At 39.4% G+C, this 18,954-nt stretch carries 19 protein-coding genes and 2 pseudogenes; 7 read left to right on the top strand and 14 right to left on the bottom strand.

What is annotated here, in order from left to right; translation table 11 throughout:
• Positions 1-29: 29 nt before the first annotated feature.
• The 10 genes from rimM to ispH all read right to left on the bottom strand — a co-directional run bounded on the left by rimM (position 30) and on the right by ispH (position 10,170).
• Positions 30-578, bottom strand: coding sequence for a ribosome maturation factor RimM (rimM, locus tag MST18_RS01700; RefSeq protein ID WP_078189353.1), 549 nt, complete (start codon positions 576-578; stop codon positions 30-32).
• A gap of 17 nt (positions 579-595) precedes the next feature.
• Complete coding sequence (gene rpsP, locus MST18_RS01695) at positions 596-853, bottom strand: 30S ribosomal protein S16 (protein WP_078189354.1); 258 nt, start codon at positions 851-853, stop codon at positions 596-598.
• A 144-nt stretch (positions 854-997) separates the two neighbouring features.
• Positions 998-1,408: a type IV pilin protein gene (locus MST18_RS01690; RefSeq protein ID WP_180049203.1), complete on the bottom strand. Its 411-nt coding sequence runs from the start codon at positions 1,406-1,408 to the stop codon at positions 998-1,000.
• Positions 1,408-2,004 (bottom strand): type IV pilin protein, encoded by a 597-nt coding sequence (locus MST18_RS01685; protein WP_180133282.1) that lies wholly within the window; start codon positions 2,002-2,004, stop codon positions 1,408-1,410. Before MST18_RS01685 ends, MST18_RS01690 begins: the two co-directional genes overlap by 1 nt.
• Before the next feature lie 97 nt (positions 2,005-2,101).
• Positions 2,102-6,439, bottom strand: a complete 4,338-nt coding sequence (locus MST18_RS01680; protein ID WP_180133202.1) for a pilus assembly protein PilC — start codon at positions 6,437-6,439, stop codon at positions 2,102-2,104.
• Between the two features lie 17 nt (positions 6,440-6,456).
• Positions 6,457-7,143 (bottom strand): pilus assembly protein PilX, encoded by a 687-nt coding sequence (locus tag MST18_RS01675; RefSeq protein WP_180049197.1) that lies wholly within the window; start codon positions 7,141-7,143, stop codon positions 6,457-6,459.
• Positions 7,143-8,102, bottom strand: coding sequence for a PilW family protein (locus MST18_RS01670; protein WP_373684463.1), 960 nt, complete (start codon positions 8,100-8,102; stop codon positions 7,143-7,145). Before MST18_RS01670 ends, MST18_RS01675 begins: the two co-directional genes overlap by 1 nt.
• 25 nt (positions 8,103-8,127) lie before the next feature.
• The gene (gene pilV / locus MST18_RS01665) at positions 8,128-8,616 is read right to left on the bottom strand and encodes a type IV pilus modification protein PilV (protein ID WP_180133204.1); all 489 of its coding nucleotides are present in this window, start codon (positions 8,614-8,616) and stop codon (positions 8,128-8,130) included.
• Positions 8,617-8,633: 17 nt separating this feature from the next.
• On the bottom strand, positions 8,634-9,056 hold the full coding sequence (locus MST18_RS01660; RefSeq protein ID WP_180133205.1) for a Tfp pilus assembly protein FimT/FimU: 423 nt from the start codon (positions 9,054-9,056) through the stop codon (positions 8,634-8,636).
• Positions 9,057-9,219: 163 nt separating this feature from the next.
• Positions 9,220-10,170 (bottom strand): 4-hydroxy-3-methylbut-2-enyl diphosphate reductase, encoded by a 951-nt coding sequence (gene ispH / locus MST18_RS01655; RefSeq protein WP_180093061.1) that lies wholly within the window; start codon positions 10,168-10,170, stop codon positions 9,220-9,222.
• 133 nt (positions 10,171-10,303) lie between these two features.
• On the opposite strand from ispH, the gene gmk reads away from it, so the two are divergent.
• The 7 genes and pseudogenes from gmk to MST18_RS01620 form a co-directional block, all read left to right on the top strand.
• The gene (gene gmk, locus MST18_RS01650; protein WP_180133206.1) at positions 10,304-10,927 is read left to right on the top strand and encodes a guanylate kinase; all 624 of its coding nucleotides are present in this window, start codon (positions 10,304-10,306) and stop codon (positions 10,925-10,927) included.
• A 76-nt stretch (positions 10,928-11,003) separates the two neighbouring features.
• Positions 11,004-11,285: a DNA-directed RNA polymerase subunit omega gene (rpoZ, locus tag MST18_RS01645; RefSeq protein WP_067762989.1), complete on the top strand. Its 282-nt coding sequence runs from the start codon at positions 11,004-11,006 to the stop codon at positions 11,283-11,285.
• 218 nt (positions 11,286-11,503) lie between these two features.
• Positions 11,504-13,609 (top strand): bifunctional (p)ppGpp synthetase/guanosine-3',5'-bis(diphosphate) 3'-pyrophosphohydrolase, encoded by a 2,106-nt coding sequence (locus tag MST18_RS01640; protein ID WP_180133208.1) that lies wholly within the window; start codon positions 11,504-11,506, stop codon positions 13,607-13,609.
• Between the two features lie 54 nt (positions 13,610-13,663).
• Entirely contained in the window at positions 13,664-14,047 is a 384-nt protein-coding gene (locus MST18_RS01635) for a RidA family protein (RefSeq protein WP_078189365.1), read from the top strand.
• A 218-nt stretch (positions 14,048-14,265) separates the two neighbouring features.
• Entirely contained in the window at positions 14,266-14,460 is a 195-nt protein-coding gene (locus MST18_RS01630; RefSeq protein WP_078192519.1) for a bacterioferritin-associated ferredoxin, read from the top strand.
• A gap of 257 nt (positions 14,461-14,717) precedes the next feature.
• A complete protein-coding gene (gene bfr / locus MST18_RS01625; RefSeq protein WP_180133209.1) occupies positions 14,718-15,182 on the top strand; it encodes a bacterioferritin in 465 nt (154 codons plus the stop codon).
• Positions 15,183-15,267: 85 nt separating this feature from the next.
• Positions 15,268-15,387: pseudogene (locus MST18_RS01620) on the top strand (IS5/IS1182 family transposase); the annotation flags it as partial.
• 51 nt (positions 15,388-15,438) lie between these two features.
• Here MST18_RS01620 and MST18_RS01615 read toward each other — a convergent pair.
• The 4 genes and pseudogenes from MST18_RS01615 to MST18_RS01600 all read right to left on the bottom strand — a co-directional run bounded on the left by MST18_RS01615 (position 15,439) and on the right by MST18_RS01600 (position 18,927).
• Positions 15,439-16,371: an IS5 family transposase gene (locus MST18_RS01615; protein ID WP_180133211.1), complete on the bottom strand. Its 933-nt coding sequence runs from the start codon at positions 16,369-16,371 to the stop codon at positions 15,439-15,441.
• Between the two features lie 315 nt (positions 16,372-16,686).
• A pseudogene (locus tag MST18_RS01610) lies at positions 16,687-17,100 on the bottom strand (pilin); the annotation flags it as partial.
• A 205-nt stretch (positions 17,101-17,305) separates the two neighbouring features.
• Positions 17,306-17,866, bottom strand: coding sequence for a TPM domain-containing protein (locus MST18_RS01605; RefSeq protein WP_180133215.1), 561 nt, complete (start codon positions 17,864-17,866; stop codon positions 17,306-17,308).
• Complete coding sequence (locus MST18_RS01600) at positions 17,860-18,927, bottom strand: YgcG family protein (RefSeq protein ID WP_180133217.1); 1,068 nt, start codon at positions 18,925-18,927, stop codon at positions 17,860-17,862. Before MST18_RS01600 ends, MST18_RS01605 begins: the two co-directional genes overlap by 7 nt.
• Positions 18,928-18,954: the final 27 nt, after the last annotated feature.

The following is an 18,954-nucleotide window of genomic DNA, read 5'->3' as shown; positions in this document are numbered from 1 at the left end:
ATTTTCCTGCTGCGTCAATCCTTAAAGGATTAATAATCTACGCCCCAATTTACGTAGATACGACCAGCTTCGAGATCAACACGCTGTACCACATCTTTATGCCATGGAATCATTCGCTCTTCGCTATCGACACTGTCAGCAGTAGCGCGAACTACCATCACGTCGTTAGCACCTGTTTCAAACAATTCGTGGATTTGACCGAGGTTGACTTCTTGCTCATCTTCTCCAAGACCTAACACGGTTAAGCCCTTCAAATCTGACCAGTAGTACTCGTCCACGCCTGCTTGCGGCAGTTGCGACTTAGAGATCCAGATATTTGCGCCAACCAAGTTATCTGCCGCGGTACGATCACTCACACCTTTTAGCGAAACAACCAAGCCTTTGCCATGTGGTTTCCAACGTTTTACATCTACTGTTTGCCAACCTGCTTTGGTCTCAATGTACCAAGGGAGGTAGTCAAAAATATTGCTCATAGGTTCTGTATTGGAATAGACCCAGAGCCACCCATTTAATCCATATGCTGAACGTAGCTGTCCAATCTGAATACGATCTTCGGGAACATTCTGTGTTGGTGTCATGGGTAACCTACTACTAATTAAGCAGTAGCTGCAGCTTTCTTAGCTTCAGCAGCTAAAGAAGCAACACGTTCTGAAGGTTGAGCACCTTGTGAAACCCAGTGAGCAAAACGGTCAGCATCTAAACGAAGTTTTTCTGCTTTACCTTGAGCTGTAGGGTTGAAGAAACCAATACGTTCGATGAAACGACCGTCACGTGCATTACGGCTATCAGTCACAATGATTTGATAGAACGGACGTTTTTTAGCACCACCGCGTGCAAGACGAATAACAACCATGATAGAACCTTATAGTTTTTACGGATTATCCCTGTACCGACCATCGATACATTTCAAACCCCTTTCATAGAGGGCAATATTTTACGTGAAATTTGCCCTGAATGAAAGATCAAAAAGTGTTTATCCACAATTTTGAATTTGAGGTTATTTGCCGTCCCATGGTTCACAAGCGCCAGAAGTTTTTTCCCAACATTGTTTGCCGGTACTATCTAGCGTTAAGCTACCTGTATTTTTCATAGCGCTAGTATTTTTAGGAGCCGCTGTGAGTGTCCAAGTTTGATCCCCAGCATCTAAATCTATAGAGTACAGTGCATCATGGCTTGGGAAATCTACTGTAGTATTTGAACCATCTATCGTTGCGGACGAATAATTATGGTTGATGACATAATAGCTCTGCATTTTTTGTGCAATTTGCATCATTTCGGCTTGTGCATCAGCACGTTTAGTTCTCTGTACATAGTTTTGATATGAGGGATAAGCAATTGCTGCAAGAATTGCAATAATAACCACAACAATCATTAGCTCAATTAATGTAAATCCTTTCACACTCTTCATTACCATGACTCACTATTATCTTCATTACCACAGTCTACGAATGTTGTCACAACATTTTTTACTTTGGTCATACAGCGAAGGCCTGCATTAGTTAAAAGCAAATCATAATTACGTGGCTGTTTAGGCTCAGTGCCGTCTTTAGCACGTTCCACAGAAATAGCCCAACTCAATCCATTAACGCTTTCAGAATCAGTTGTTTCTGCACCTTCACTATTTTTTTCAATTGTCAAAGGTTTATGGTCAGTACCACCATCAACTAAGGTAATGATATATTTAACATCTGAGCCACTCGCCCCTAAAGGCAATGATAATTTCCCTGTAGCTTTATCATAATAGCTTTCACTGGTAGAGTTTCCATCGGAATCAGTACCTTGATAACCATATAAGTATGTTGCATCAAAACCTTTATAACTAAAATTTTTAGATTTAAAGCGCTCAAGCTCTCCTGCCAGACGCAATGCTTCCTGGCGAGCGACAGCAAGATCTTTACGTTCTATATATTGACTGTAACTTGGAATCGCAATTGCTGCCACAATTGCAACAACAACAACCACGACCATCAGTTCAATTAATGTAAAACCTTTTACCTTTTTAATTTTTGCTACCGAATTTAACTGTGCATCTGAAGAAGAAACAGCCAGCTCCGTAACATACGTTCGTATTAAACTAGAAAAAAAGTTCATCTCTTTACTCCTAGCGTGTTTCATACCAACGCAATTGTCTTAAATTTGCTGTCGTACTAAACAATTGACATTCAGGTAAGTTTTTATTTGCAGTAGCATCACAATCCACACTATCCGGACGAGTTACTACTAAGCCAGTATTATTTTTATTGTTGTTATGACCCAATCCAAGGCCAGAACCTAAAATACCAGCACCTATTTTAGCTTTATTCGGCTCACCAGAGGTTGTTGTTGCAAACGGACATTTACCTGTTGGTAAGCAGAACTGATACACATAGGAATCACCTTTAACACCAGCACCACAATTACCACCAATACCCGTACCATCGCGATGGAATACGTTTACATATAGCATGCTATCCAGTGCATAAAGTTCATTCATGCCTTTATACACACCTGCCTTGTCAGAATAAGTATACTTCCAACCATCGTTATCGGAGACAGGAACACCGTCATCCATTACATCATTTAACGATTCTAAGGCTATATTATTCGTTACAAGTGTCAATTCACCATATAGTGCTTGTTTAGCAACATCTTTGTCGTAAACAACAAATACACCATCATCTGCACTAACCGTTGAACCATTCTGATTTGTACCTGCAGCACCTACTAAAGGCTTACTTCTATTCCCAGAGCTAAAAGCAACAGCGGCAATATAACCATCATTACTTTCATGAATAGAAACACTTGGCATTTCGTAGAAACGTGGGCTTGCTCCTCCAGTTTTATACTCACTAAATAAGCGAACAACACGTTTAGCAAAGTTAGCTTTTTTAGCATTTTCATCTGTACCCGTTGCAAGATTATTTAAATCAACACGGAAGCCTTGCCCTGCTAAATCGCCAAAATAAAGATTATCCACTAAACCATCATTATCACGATCGACTGCATTAATCTGACTCACAACACTGTATTTCATATTGATATTTGCGTCGCTCGCATCGGTGAATGCTTGAGCTCCTAAGGCTTTTGTAGCATTTGCACTTGTCCACCACAGTAAATCACCAGTATCTGCATCAAACATATAAACACCAGCACCACCACCTTTGGTTGTAGTTTGATTGTAATCAGCGGCTTCATAACCTGCATCATAACCACCACCTACAAACATCACTGGACGTTTTTCCCCCCCAAAGTTTACATAAGCGAGCGTCGGTTTAGACCAACTTTGCCCCATGTAATCTAGCGCTTCTACAGACACTGTTGAGCCAGATTTATAAATTTTTGAGTCAGTTAATTTTGGATCAATATGGAATTTCAAGCTCGGCGTATCTAAGTTAGTAAGATCCAATGCATAGTAACTGTTACCACCCATGCGCAGACCACCATATACCCATTGTAAGCCTTTGAGTGCTAAATCTGTGTCCGCACTACCATCACTTGTTTTATCCGATGCTTGTACTGTTAATGAACCATCCTCTTTTGAAACATATTGAGTATACGCAGTCCATGGTGCATCAATCCCATAAAACAAATTAGCAGATCCACCAGTGGTCGAATTCTCAGCTAAAAATGCATCTCGCTGTCTTTCCATCATCTCATGAGGAGCAAATGCAAATTTTTCTTTACCTGTTTTAACATCTACAACATGTAAAAGCCCTTGTGAGCTGCCAAAGAGTAAATAATCATCACGATCTGTTGTATCTAACGCGCCCGTTGCAACATCAACTTTAATTGCACCACGTTGGGTAAGTAATATTGGTGTTGAGTGCATTACTGTACCAAACTGACGAAGTTCAGCAGCAGAAGATAAACTATCTAAGGTAATCCCCGTTGCATCAGCAGCAACGTTGTAACCCAATAAATTCAACCAATAATTTTTTTGCGGATCATTAACAAAAGAAGCATTCGCACCTGTTCCAAACAATGCATTTACATTTAATTCTTTTAAAGAATTTGTTTCAGTTGCAGTATATGGCGTCGACGAACTAATCTCTCTATTGGTAAAAATAGTCCGTCGAACATACGCTTCATTCTCCGAATTAAGTGCGGTACCTAAAGCCAATTGACCGAGTACGCCGCCGCTCCAAAGACCGTTGGCGTTTGAGTTAAGCGAACCATCGTCTTTAATTAACTTAATGGTGTTGGAACTATTATACAGTTCACCATTATAGACATTGTATTTATTAAGATTACCCATCCACAAACGATATTGCGCCTGAGGCTTTGGTGTAAAAGACGCATAATAACCATAAGGTTGAATCGTTAATGGATTTAAAGCATCTTGAGGTAATGTAGGTGAACCTGTTGCAATGGGTTCAAAGTCAGGTGTTACATTCGTAACGAATTTTATAATGCTATTTTTAATATCATCAGCATCTTCAGCATAGTAGAAACCACCATCACCATAAGCTGAGCTTCCCCATAAACATGCATTTTTTGCATCATCATTGGGCGCACTTGCACAATTATATGTACCATCTGTATTTTTTGTTAAACCTGAAAAAGAAGAACCAAAACCGACAACAGCCGTTTTAATTTTCATTTTGGCAGGGTTTTTGGTTGGATCTAAAATCTTCTTCGAGTATTCACCAATATATTCCCAACCACCTGTTTCACCAGAAAATAGATTTGATTTTAACCTAGGTGAAATTAACGTTCCAGTTCCAGATGGCTTACCTTTAAATTCATAATCCGCTGAACTTAGAGTTGTATTCATAATGGCTTGTGCCATATTATCTTTTGTTGAGTTAGGAGCCCCATCTGTCAAAAAGTAAATCCCATTACCATTACATGTATTTGCACTTCCTGCTGGATAATATTTACCTTTAGATATATCCTTACTATTTTCGACTGAGTACCTGTAACCACCTACCAAATTATCAGTGTAAGAATCTGCTAAATTAGTACTTGCTTTTTCAACTAAAGCAAATGGATTACTCCTATATGCAACAATGCCATACGCCGAATTGTTTGCATATGGCCCCCAAACCTTACCTACTATCGGCTCAATATCCAATGGCTCTTGATCCACCTTCATCCAACCACCATAACGCCAACCTGCAGGCAACTTACTTAATGTCTCCCAACCACTAGTCATTTCACCATTACTAGAGACACCAGCCGCTTTTAAAGCATTTTTAAAATTAGTCTGCCCTACAATTTGAATCCAACCACCATTTCCATCTGGTCTAAAAACCGTTCCACTTTGATTACTATTTTGATAAACGCCATTTACAACATTGGCACTAACTGTTTTATTGCCAGCATCTACACTTGGCCAATTATTAATACATTGCTTAACATCATTTGCTTTACCTGAAATTTTAAAATCAGAAGAAGTTAAGGCATTCGCTCCTGTTGTAAGTTCTACACAAATAAAATGCACTTGATCATATGGAGAATTAACATTCTGCATAGTCATTGAACCATCATATATCCACTCTATGGCATTTAAAGATGAATGTGAATTATTAACCCCCGTTGTGGTACCCATCATATAAGCTCCAGCTTCAGCATAAGCTTGAACAGCAGGTGTACCGCCAGCAGTTTTATACTGCTTAGTTCCTAAAGGATATAAATTACTAGATTTACGCAAGATATTTGATACGTATTTTGTATCACTAGTTGCAGAAATATATGTCTCACCATCTACACCCAAACTTACCTTTTGCCTCCCATTACCATATGTTTTATTATCCAACGATTGAAACGATGCCACTTTCTTAGCCAACTCAACACGATGGCCATAATCAAGCTCATGGTTTTTTACTAAAATAGCACCTGAATGTCCGTCAATTAACTTTAATTCAGAACCAGATACATTTAGCTCAGTTTTTGCAGAAAATTGCCCCAAACCCATTACGACCTTATCTGATAAATCATTACCAGCCAATAAAGGAATTATTGCATCCTTTAAACGCGACAACCGATCATACTGCCAATTAACACCATTAGTACAACCACGCAGATAATATGTAATTGTAGTACTCTCGTTAGAGTTTTTAGAATTTACAATAGTGACAGTTTTAGATATTGCAGTAGCATTTGTAGAGGTTGTTTCCGCCATTACAGGAATAGAATTTTGAAATCCTGCTAAATTATAAGTCCAAGCTTTAAAATTTCTAGTGCCACTTCCTGTTTCTGAAACATCTGTCCTACTACATAAAGATGCCCCATCAACATCTCCAGGACTTCCCCAAAGATAATTCTTAGGCATAACTAAAGAACTAATCCCCATACTCCCTGAAGTATCTAACATTAGTAAAATAGAAGTTTGCCCCCCAGTCGCATTTGTATAAATATCAATATCACTGGCTTGCGTTGCCACACTTTGACATAGTGCCAAAGTCATCATCATTGATACCGAAGCCGAAAGTATATTTTTTTGATATAACTTTTTCATCACTAAATCCTCTTTCCTTACGATACCAATTTCGGCTGACCGCCAACGACATAATCAGAATGTTGCATATTGTATGGAATATTTAAATTTTCAAAACACGCCGCCACTTCAGAACTTTTCTTTTTAAAGCAAGCCTCGATTTCAGCTTTAGATGCAGCAGAAAAACTTGGTAATATAGAAATTACTGTCGCACCAATATTATTGGTGCTTGATGGAACTGAACTTTGACCAATACTGGTACCTTTAGGAACACTACTAAACGGTGTTTCAGTTGTTGTATTTTTCATTAAATAAATTTGAGAAATAACGGCTGAACGCCCCATTGAAAACTGATTGGCTTTACAAAACCCACTAACACCTTGTTTAGTCGTTGAACCATCTGCTGAGATTGCACTTGCTTTAGACAGTTTAAAAAAACTACTTTCACTTGCTCTATAGCAAAAAACCAATTCATCCTTTGCATTTGCAGCAGAGTTAAAATAAGCAAACATCCCATCAAGTGCCATTTGTCTTGCAATTTGATCTGGGTTTTCAATATTAAATAATGCTGAGTCAGAATTTCCCATAAGTAGTGAATTAACTTGGCTATTTGTTGCGATTTTAAGTCCCAAAATTCCTGACTTCACCGCAATTGTTCCTATTAAAGTAATAATAACCAAAATAATTAATACTGTAATTAATGTCGCACCTTTTTGTTGATTCATTACGATGCCCCCAATGTATTACGAATAGCAACGACTTGATTTACAGCTTGGCGAAGATATTTTTTATTTAATGCTTCATCACCTGTTAAAGTCACATTTTGCCCCGCCACATCAAACGTCTTTTTTGTATTTAGACTTGCATCTGCCCCTATTGTTCCAGTTGAACGAGATAGCACGCCAACATCAATTGAAACCACATTTAAATAAGTACTTGTACATGACGTAGCATATTTATCAGCCTCACAAGGCTCAGCATCTAGAATATCATCCATGTCTTTTTTATAATCGTTTATGGTCATGTATCTTAAATTACCAGCCGGGTTCTTAACACCTAAACGTATTTTAAATGCATCCACTCTCTGCATAATCTGTTGTGCATTCACACCCAAACCATCTATCGTTGTGCTAGTCGATTCGTAATAACCTGCATCACAATATAAAGAATAAGACGTTGGCTCTCCCGCAACTTGTTGTGGTGTTTCAGCCACAAAATAGCGTTGTACAATAATCTTTGATGAAGCATCATCAATATTATTTCCTTCACAATCTGTAATTGTTTCTTCCACTGGAACATACTGCATCGTAAGTTGGTCACTATTCCCCGAAGTATTATCAGCATCTTTATCTTGTGCAGTTACGTATTTACTTTCTAAATCACTAAAAGCAGCTAAAGTGGTTGGAAGATTTTCTTTAGTAAAAATAACACCTGAACCATTAGTAATATTGTTTACGCGCTGAGAAGACAATGTATTTAGGTTTGTATGACGAATATCATGCGTAACTACAGATAAACCAAAATTCGCATTTTGTTGTAATTCGCCCATGCTATTTTGTAAATTTAAGGATTTCGAGCTGCTAAAAAAGATAGCCAAACCTGCAGCAACGATGATTAAACCCAATGCTAATGCAATCATAAGCTCGATTAAGGTGAAACCAGCATTGACTCGATTACCGTTGATCGGGTGATAAGAAGTCGTATGTCTATTAGCTTCCATAGTTATAGACCTCCATAATGATACATTGTGCATTTGGGATATATGCCGCACCGTTTGTACAGTCTGTTGCGGCCGTGCCATTTGTTGCTGTAGTACCGCCCCATGCAACATATACACATTTACGAACCAATGTTGAGCCTTGGCAATTTAAAACATTCATATTCATACCTAAATCGGTAGCATGTTTACTTACTTGCGCATAGTCGTATTGAGCCATTTCTTTAGGTGTACAAAATTCTGAAGCACATTTCGTTGCCGCACTCGCATCACTTTTATATTCAAGCAGACCATCCCGATTCATACGCATTCTTTCTGCCAAATCACGGGCAATATTAGTCGCTTGAACATTCATACTAGCTTCAGTCGTTGCTGTAACCGCTCTAATCTGTAATGCAACAAAACCCAATACAGCAATACTTAGCAGTATGAGCGCGACCAACACCTCAATCAAACCAACACCTTTTTGAGAATTTTTCATTATATTTTTCCCTAATTTTAGGTTGGGCAACTGGTTAAAGATTTGTTGTACACAACTGTTCCACCCTTTTGTACATAAACATAAGCCTTTAATGTTGAATCACTTTTATGCGAAAAAATAAAGCACTCTGCATTATCTATTTGACCTAAGCGTTTAAATGTTAAAGACATCTCACCACTATCTTTTTGAATATAAGACGGCACCCAAGTTTTATATGCATCAACAACCGTTGTATTTACGGCTAAAATTTGTGGTTTCTGTTTAAATATTGCTTCCGAGCGAGTTTCAGCTAACAAGTCAATAAAATCACGAGTATCTGTGGTTAATTGATAATTTCGAACTAATTTAACAAACGAAGGCGCAGCCATCATGGCAATAATCGCCATCACAGCAATCGTCACCATCAACTCAATTAACGTAAATCCTTTATTTTTCTGCATACTCCCCCCAAGGCGCGCCAAACTTTACCCTATTAAAAATAATATCTAATTAAATTACAAAACAAACACAAATTAGGATAAAAGGCATAAAAAAACAGATAATTGCCAAAAAGCAATTATCTGTCAATTCTTAAAAAATTCAGAATGTTAAGTCATTAACACTTTATGCCTGAGTTACAGGAATACGTAACTCTTTTGGTAAACTAAATGTAATATTCTCTTCACGACCATCCAATTCTTGCGGCGCTTTTGCCCCCCAATCTTGTAAGCGCTGAATTACCTGTTTAATTAAAATTTCAGGTGCAGATGCTCCTGCAGTTACACCAATTTTTGTGTGCTCATTAAACCAGTCTTGCTGCAACTGATCGGCATTGTCCACCAAATACGCATGCTTACCCATACGTTCAGCCAATTCACGTAATCGGTTCGAATTCGAAGAGTTCGGTGAACCCACAACCAATACAACATCACATTGCTCAGCAAGATCTCGTACGGCATCTTGGCGGTTTTGAGTGGCATAACAAATATCATCTTTGCGCGGCCCCTGAATTTCAGGGAACTTCTGACGTAAGGCATCAATCACTTTTGCTGTGTCATCTATAGAAAGCGTTGTCTGAGTTACAAACGCTACTTTTTCAGGATGCACCACTTTTAGCTCTGCAACATCTTGTTCATCTTCAACCAAATAAATCGAACCACCATTTTTGGTGTCATATTGACCCATTGTCCCTTCAACTTCTGGATGACCTTCATGACCAATCAAAATCGCTTCCACACCTTCACGAGCGTACTTGGTCACTTCTATATGCACCTTGGTCACCAAAGGGCAGGTCGCATCAAAAACTTTTAGCCCACGGCGTTCAGCTTCTTGTTGTACCGCTTTAGATACACCATGCGCACTGAAGATCACAATATTGTCATCAGGTACTTCATCCAGTTCATCCACAAATATCGCACCGCGTTGACGCAAGTCGTCCACCACAAATTTATTGTGTACTACTTCGTGACGTACATAAATGGGTGGGTTAAAGCATTCCAATGCACGGTTCACAATCGCGATGGCGCGATCAACACCTGCACAGAAACCACGTGGATTAGCTAAAACAATTTCCATAGAATCCTCAATGCCCACTCAATTTTACGGGTATCACTTGAAATAAATGTAAACAATAGACGTCTGACTATTTTGTTTGGCGCGCGTCTACTCTAAAATAGAGAAGATATTTTATCATATCAGGAAAAATATCATGTCGGGTCTCTTGTTTGTCGTTTCTGCTGCTTCGGGAACGGGCAAAACATCCCTCGTTAAAGCCCTGCTTGAACGTGTAAACAATTTACATGTCTCTGTTTCTCATACCACTCGTGGTCAGCGTCCTGGCGAATTAGACGGCGTACATTACCATTTTGCAAAAAAAGAAGATTTTCTATCTTTGGTAAATGAAGGTGGCTTCATTGAATATGCAGAAGTTTTTGGTAATTATTACGGTACTGCACAGCGCACAGTAAAAGAACAATTGGCCAAAGGTCATGACGTTTTACTTGAAATTGACTGGCAAGGTGCTGAACAGGTTCGTAAACTTTTTCCTGAATCTAGACAAATTTTTATTCTCCCTCCGAGTCAGTTCGATTTACGTCAACGTTTATCCAATCGTGGTACAGACTCTGTTGAAGTCATTGAACATCGTCTTAGCTGTGCCGTAGAAGATATGCAGCAATACGTTAATTTTGACTATATCATTATTAATGATGACTTTAATAAAGCCTTACATGATTTAGAGTCTGTAATTATTGCCAATCGTTTGGCTTTAAAACAGCAAGCGACACGTCATCAGCAGTTAATTGAAAAATTAATCACGCCGACTGAGCAGTGATTAAAACTTGAGTCTATAGACAAAGCACCTTATACTGCACAGTCTGTTAAAAATTTATATTCAAACGAGAATTCTTATGGCACGCGTAACCGTTGAAGATTGTTTAGACCATGTAGACAACCGCTTTGAGCTTGTACTAGTGGCAAGCAAACGCGCGCGTCAATTGGCACGTCAAGGTATCGAACCTACTGTTGAGTGGGACAATGACAAACCAACCGTTGTTGCTCTTCGTGAAATCGCAGCGGGTCACGTTTCTAAAGACATTTTGAAACAACGTGAACAAGACTACCAAACTTCAAGTTTAGACCTTGCACTTTCTGCAAATAACCTAAACTTAGACGGTTTTTCTTTCCAATAAGATAAACCTGACCTTAAAAGCCTAGTTTTTAACTAGGCTTTTTTTATGGATTCTCTTTAATATTTTACTCAGAACAGTTATAACATAAGCTTAAGAAGTGCAAAGCAAGCAAAAAAGATTTTCATTTTTTTAAACTAAAAAATTGACAAGTCATGCGATATGCATTTCATTAAAGTATTAACCGTTTCATTTGTAAATTAGTAGTAAAAGGGTGTTCTATGCCAGGCCCAATGGTCAGCCAAGCCAAGCAACAGTTAAATGTGATCATCGACGCTTACCTTTCAGTAAGTGATGTCGAACGCGTGCTTGAAGCTTGCGACTATGCGGATATTGCCCATGATGGCATTACACGTAAAAGTGGCGAACCCTACATCCTTCACCCGATTGCGGTGAGCTGTATTTTGGCGCATATGCGTCTTGATGCGGAAACTTTAATGGCTGCTTTACTACATGATGTCATCGAAGATACTGAATTTACCAAACAAGATATTACTGAAAAATTTGGTCTGACCGTTGCTGAACTCGTCGACGGCGTCACAAAACTCAGCCACTCTAGTGATAAAGAATATAATAAGGCAGCATCTTTCCGTAAAATTCTGCAAGCCACACTACAAGACCCACGTGTCATTATTATTAAACTGGCAGATCGCTATCATAATATGACCACACTGGGTGCTTTACGCCCTGACAAACGTGCTCGTATTGCCCAAGAGACCTTTGAAATTTTTGTGCCTATGGCACGCCTTGTCGGTATGAATGAAATGGCCGACAACCTTGAACATTTGTGTTATCAAAATCTCGACTTAGATATGTATAACAATGTTCAAGAAGCTTTATTACAAACCAAACCGAAACGCTGCGAATACCAAACCAAGTGGGAAAATAACCTCACCGCCTTACTAGAACAACACCATATTTCAGGTCGAATTAAAAAGAAGAATAATAATATTGAATTACTTCGCCACTTTGTAAAAAACGATATCGATCTGCAAGAGCTCACCCATAGTCATGCCTTTGAAATTATTTTACAAAGCATCGCAGACTGTGACCGACTTGCAGACATCCTCAAAGAAAGCTTTAAAGTTCTAAATTACACCGATCATATTCGCCGCCCGTTACCCGGTGGCAACCAGTCACTGATGATGCGCTTAAAAGGTGAAAAGACCATTTTATCTCTGACTATCCAAACGGAGTTAATGCGTAAAGCGGCGCGCTTTGGTGTGGTTCTCGGTGAAAATGCACCACAAGCTTGTCGCTCAGCGATCCAAGCCTCCATGCAAAATTTAAATGTGCTAGTGGATGGCGAATGCGCAAAGACTACATTTAGTGAATTACTCGATTATCTACATCAAGAGAAAATTTGGGTTTATACCCCACACGGTCATTTGCATGAACTCCCTCAGGGTGCGACAGCGGTTGATTTTGCTTATTCAGCGAGCTTATTTTTGGGCAACCATGCCGTTGGTGCGAAAATTGATGGGGAAACTAAGCCCCTTTCAACACCATTACTGAGTGGTCAAGTGATTGAAATTATTACTGATGTTCTTGCAACACCAAACCCTGACTGGCTAAGCTTTATTAATACCCAAAAAGCCCGCCGCGCATTACAAAATATCCTCCGTGACCAAGACCAAGACGAACAACGCTTAGTTGGTCAGCAAGCTTTAAATCGCGCATTAAAACTCTTTAACCGTTCTGTGAGTGATTTGACATTAGCCGATTGGGAAAATGTGCTGAATTGGCGTCATTTAAATGATAAAGAACAATTATTTGAACAGATCGCCGTGGGTGATTTACTGCCTCAATTGGTTGCCAATCATTTATATGCTCAAGACACCATTCAGACTTCAAATTCTGCACGCTTGATCTTGGGTACTGATGGTGTCGACGTCAAATATGCGCATTGTTGTAACCCCGTTTTAGGTGATCCAATACAAGGGCATTTATCACGTCGTGGTTTGATTGTGCACCGTTCACGTTGTCATAATTTATTGCATGAACAGCATTTACATCCTGAAAATATCATGCCTTTACACTGGACTACAGAAGACAGTGAGGACATTAGTTTTACAGCCTATTTATGCTTAAACATGCTGTTAAATGATGAACAAATTTCAGAGCTGATCTATCTATGCCGTAAAGAAAAAGTCGGTGTAGAAACTGTCCGTTCACATGAAGAAAAAACTTATGTGAATATTGTTGTACATAACCGTAAACAAATTGCCGAAATTATCCGTAATTTAAGAATGCATTTTGGCTTCCCACGCATCAGTCGTTTGGCACAACCTGTTGCCATAAATGAGCCTGCGAAAGTTGCCAGCTAACCTGACACCGCATTTTTATATATGTTGTGTCTGTGATGATAATAGGAGAAATAGATGTCCCGCCAGGTAATCCATACTGAAAATGCACCCGCTGCAATTGGTACTTACTCACAAGCCATTTTAGTGGGCGACACTTTGTATTTATCAGGTCAAATTGGCTTAGATCCATATAGCATGGAGCTGGTAGAAGGCATTGAAGCTCAAATTCGCCGTGTATTCGACAACTTAAAAGCGGTATGTGAAGCTGCAGGTGGTACGTTAGCCGATATCGCTAAGCTGAATATTTTCCTCACTGACCTTTCTAACTTCCAATTGGTCAACCAAATTATGGGCGAATATTTTGCTCAACCCTACCCTGCACGCGCAGCACTCGGTGTTGCTAGCCTTCCAAAAGGTGCACTAGTTGAAATGGATGGCGTGGTGATTATTAATCAATAATTTAGTAAACTCTGATTAAGCCTTTCGCGAAATATCTCATACTAAAAGATCAAAAGCCTTTCATGGAAATCTGAGCATTACTCAGATTTCCGCTTAAATGACATTTTTTTATTCAAAAACTCAATCAGCATTATAGTATTTTTAAATGATTTTTATTGACAAACGATAATAATTATCAATAATATTACTCATCCCATTTATTCACTTGGTTTGATTTCATGTACGTTTGTTTGTGCCGTGGTATTACTGATCAAGACATTAAAGATGCAATTGCCAATGGTGCAGAAAGCTATCGTGAAGTTCGCGATATGCTCGATTTAGGCACCTGTTGTGGTCGCTGTGCTCCTGAAGCACGTATGATCATCAGTGATGAAGTTGCACAAATTGCAGCCCGTATCGCAATTGCTGCATAAGCCAAGCTTTTAAATTTTCTCAACAATCATAATTATAAAACCAATGGTCTCAGACCATTCCTCCTCCCCCGCTTCTGACTCTAAGCGGGTTTTTATTTATTAAAGCCCTGAAAATTAGCGCCTTGTTTTGATTGTGATTTTCATTTGCTGTTCTATAAAACACTCGCTAAATTACACTTTGTTGTTTAAGATATTTCTATTCTAATATCGAATTTATATTGCTTAGTTCGAGCTTTATTGCAGTTAAGGAGTCAAACATGAAAGGCAATCGTGATGTAATTAATCAGTTAAATCAGGTGCTTTATCATCATTTAACTGCAATTAACCAATATTTTCTTCATTCACGCATGTTTAACGATTGGGGCATTGAGCAACTCGGTTCTTCGGAATATAAAGAATCAATTCGTCAAATGAAGCATGCCGATAAAATTATTGAGCGTATTCTATTTTTAGAAGGTTTACCAAACTTACAGCACCTCGGTAAACTCTATATCGGTCAGCATACTGTTGAAGCCTTAAATTGTGATGTGCGTAAAGTCAAAGAGAACATCGAAGCCATTCAAACCGCAGCTAAACTAGCAGAAGAACAGTTAGATTATGTCACTCGAGATCTAGTTCAAGAGATTTTAGAAAAAGAAGAAGAATGGCTGGATTGGGCAACAACTCAGTTAGACCTTGTTGAGTCTGTGGGTATAGAAAATTATATTCAAAGTCAGATTTAAACTTATTAGGATCTGTTGACATTTGTTGATTAAAAAAATAGCGAGATAGTAAAATTAAATCGCCAAACCCAATTTTACACTCGCTATGCCTCGAACAATGCTAAATGATCAACACTGGTCCAAGTTACTTGCTATTTTCCGTCACTTTAATATTTATCTCAAATTAAATTTACGGAATTTTATTGAAGCGATTTTATTTCGAATTGGCTTTGTTGCACAAAGATTTGAAATACAAAGCCCCCTAATTGAGCCAAATTTAAGGCGTAACTTGGGTAAGTGGTCGACCTAATTCCGTAAATCTGTTGAGGACTGCTACACGTGCATGAATTTCATTGACTTGGCTATCAAATTTTCTTGCACTGAGTTTATCCCCCAATAATTTGATGCAATGCATCTTAGTTTCGACCAAACTTCGGCAATGATAGCCGGACCATTTTTTCCATAATGTCTTGCCTAAACGTTTAACTGTTCGAAGTAATTCATTTCGTGCTAGCGAGCTGATCTTTGTATCTTTCCATGGTTTCGCATTTTTTCTAGGTGGAATCACCGCATGCGCTTGCCGATCTGCAATGACCTGACGGCATTGCTTGGTGTCATAAGCTCCATCGGTATAAACAGAGTCAATCTGCTCATCTTGTGGAATCTGATCGAGTAAATCACCAAGCACTTGTGAATCACTCACATTATTTGTAGTGAGTTGAATAGCGCGTATTTGAAGGGTTTCAGCATCTATACCAATATGAAGTTTACGCCATTGGCGACGATATTCAGGTCCATGTTTCTTGCGTTTCCATTCGCCCTCACCTAGAAACTTCATGCCTGTAGAGTCTATGAGTAGATGCAGCCCATCGCTACTTTTTTGGTAGCTGATTGCAATATCAATATGCTTTTGTCTTCTACAAAGCGTACTGTAATCTGGTGCGGTCCAATTTAATCCACAAAGTTTAATCAGACTTTGCACACAGCCAGTGACCATACGTAAAGATAGACGGAATAAGGATTTAATCATTAAGCAGCATTGGATAGCTGCGTCGGAGTAGGTTTGATTTCGCCCTTGTTTGCCTTTTGATGGAGCATACCATTGCGTAGCAGGATCAAACCAAATGGCAATATTTCCGCGACTCATGAGTGTTCGGTTATATGCGGGCCAATTGGTTGTGCGATAGATTTTGTGTGTAGGCTTCTTCATTTGAAAATTATATCGCTGAAAAAGCCTTTACAGATAGGTTTGTGCAACAAAGCCTTTCAATGGGAAAATCAATCAGAGTATTTCTAAATATAATAATAAATAATTAGTAGTACGCTATGTTTCAATTTTTTGCCCCGTGAAATATTTAAATAAAAAAGGCTACCTTATGGTAACCTTTTTCAATCAAACTAATTATTAACCACCTGCAGCACCACCTGCAGCACCACCTGCAGCACCACCTGCAGCACCACCTGCAGCACCACCTGCAGCACCACCTGCAGCACCACCTGCAGCACCACCTGCAGCAGCCACATTACGACATTCAGCAGGAACATATTTATGGACAGTTGCTGCTGATTTACAAACCCATGTAACACCTGTTGCCGAAGGAGTTGGTTCTAATGTCATTGCTACGTTCTGCGCCTTAGCACCCATAGTAACAGAAATAATACCTGTTGCTGGAGCACATGCTACAGAAGCCACATTACCAGTACCACCTGTTGTATCAGTAAAGCCTACACAGTTATCTGCTGCCAATGCACCACCGTTATTAGAAATATTTTCTGTAACAGTTGCTTTCACAGCTGAAGCTGCTGTTAAGCCTTCAGAAACACGCGCACGAACTGTATAGTCTTGATAAGCTGGAATCGCAATCGCAGCAAGAATACCGATAATTGCAACAACGATCATTAATTCAATCAGAGTAAAACCCTTTTGAACTGATTTCATAACATTCTCCACAAATGTTTTTTAATTTAATTATTTAATAAAGCTATGTAGCTTGTTTTATAAATAGCACAGAGCGTGCCAAGATTTATTATAGTGAAAATGACAGAAAAAACAGCACTTTAAAAAAATATTTTTATTTTTTGTAATCATTACGTCTCTTTTTGTGTTTAAAAGTGACGATTTGTGTCACTTTATCACCGTTTTTTTAGCGCAGAATTATTGGCGCATTTGCAATTTCATTATTTCGATCTACAGACTTCCCTGCATAAAAGTGATCCATCACTTCACCGATCTCTTTTACACCAACCGTCAAAGCTAGTCGGTATTGTTTATTTTGCATATTTTGGATAATTCGCGCGCAAATAGCCTGCCACACTTGGGGATCGGTCGCCTGTCTCATCCCGCGATCAATGACAATCTCCACCTGACGTTCACACAAGTTTAGATAAAGCAAAACGCCACTATTAAACTCCGTATCCCACACACCCAGTTCAGCAAAGAGTTGTTCAGCACGCGCGCGGGTATTTTGGTAATAGGCTTGGTTTGACGGAATATGCCCTTCGATCACCACTTGTATTTCACCCACATGGCCATGCTCAGCTTCTGTCACCGCTTGCGCAATGGCCTGCTGATCTTGCTTATTAAAAAACCGGTTTGCTGCAGGCATATAAAAAAAGTGCTTCAACCAGCGTTTAAAACTTGGTTGTTGTATTTCCTGTGTTTTAGGACAGGTGACAATTTCTGTTGTTTCTGTTTTCGTTACCATGAACCTGATGCTCCCCCACCGCCAAAGCCACCACCGCCTCCGCTATAGCCGCCGCCACCAAAGCCACCACCTCCGCTACGGCCTCCACCGCCCCCACCACCAGCAAGGAACATTTGAAAAATGGTTTGAGCAATAGCAGTAATCAGTAGAAAGAAAATTGCTCCACCCATCAACAGACTGGTGAGTAGACCTGCACCGTTGACCAAACCAGCAACGGTACCTGCAACAGCAGCAGTTGACGCACTTAAGCGCTTACCCACAATAAAGGATGCAAAAATACCAATAACCAAAATGATGAGAACCGTTGTAAACGTTTTCTCTTTGGCTTGTTGTTCGTGTAAGGCTTGTTCCTGACGCTCTTTCAACTCTTGGGCTGCCTGAGCTGCAACTTCAGGGTCTTGATTTAAAATACGTGTTATTTCCGTTAAGCCAGCATCTATGCCTTGAGCATATTGGGCTTGCTTAAAATACGGTGTGATTTGATTACGAATTATGCGACTAACGATGATATCGGGCATGATTCCTTCTAACCCATAACCCGTTAATATTTGTATGCGACGATCATTCACAGCGATCGCCATCAATATCCCGTTGTCACGTTTTGCAGAACCGAGTTGCCATTTTTCTGCAACACGCATGGCATAATCAAAAATATCTTCTTGACCTGTGGTTGGCACAATCACGACGCCAATTTGTGCCTTGCCTTGTTCGTGTAACTGTAAAATTTTCTGGCTAATGGCTTGCTTTTCAGCAGCGGAAAGTAAGTTTGCCTGATCAACTACAGGTTCATTCAGTGTTGGTAGTCCACGAATTGACTCGCCATCTGCCATATCATTAGCAATTTGTGGTTGCTGAATTTTGATTTCAGGCTCTGCTGTTGTTTCTTTTTGCGTAGCTGATTGTTGATCTTTTAATATTTTACTGACAACAACTGTTTCAGCATCTACATCTGTAGCGGTGGCAGTTTCTGCATGTGTGAAACCCACCACACACAATAAGCATGCTAAAACCATGCGCTGCAACCACAACAAACCTGTATGTTTTAGCTCAAAATCCACCATCAGCCCACCTCACAATGCAGTGATGCC

The sequence above is a fragment of the Acinetobacter sp. YH12068_T genome (assembly GCF_024606005.1).
Classification (GTDB): Bacteria; Pseudomonadota; Gammaproteobacteria; order Pseudomonadales; family Moraxellaceae; genus Acinetobacter; species Acinetobacter amyesii.
Note: the sequence above shows the minus strand (reverse complement) of the source record. Positions and strands in the feature narration are given on the sequence as shown.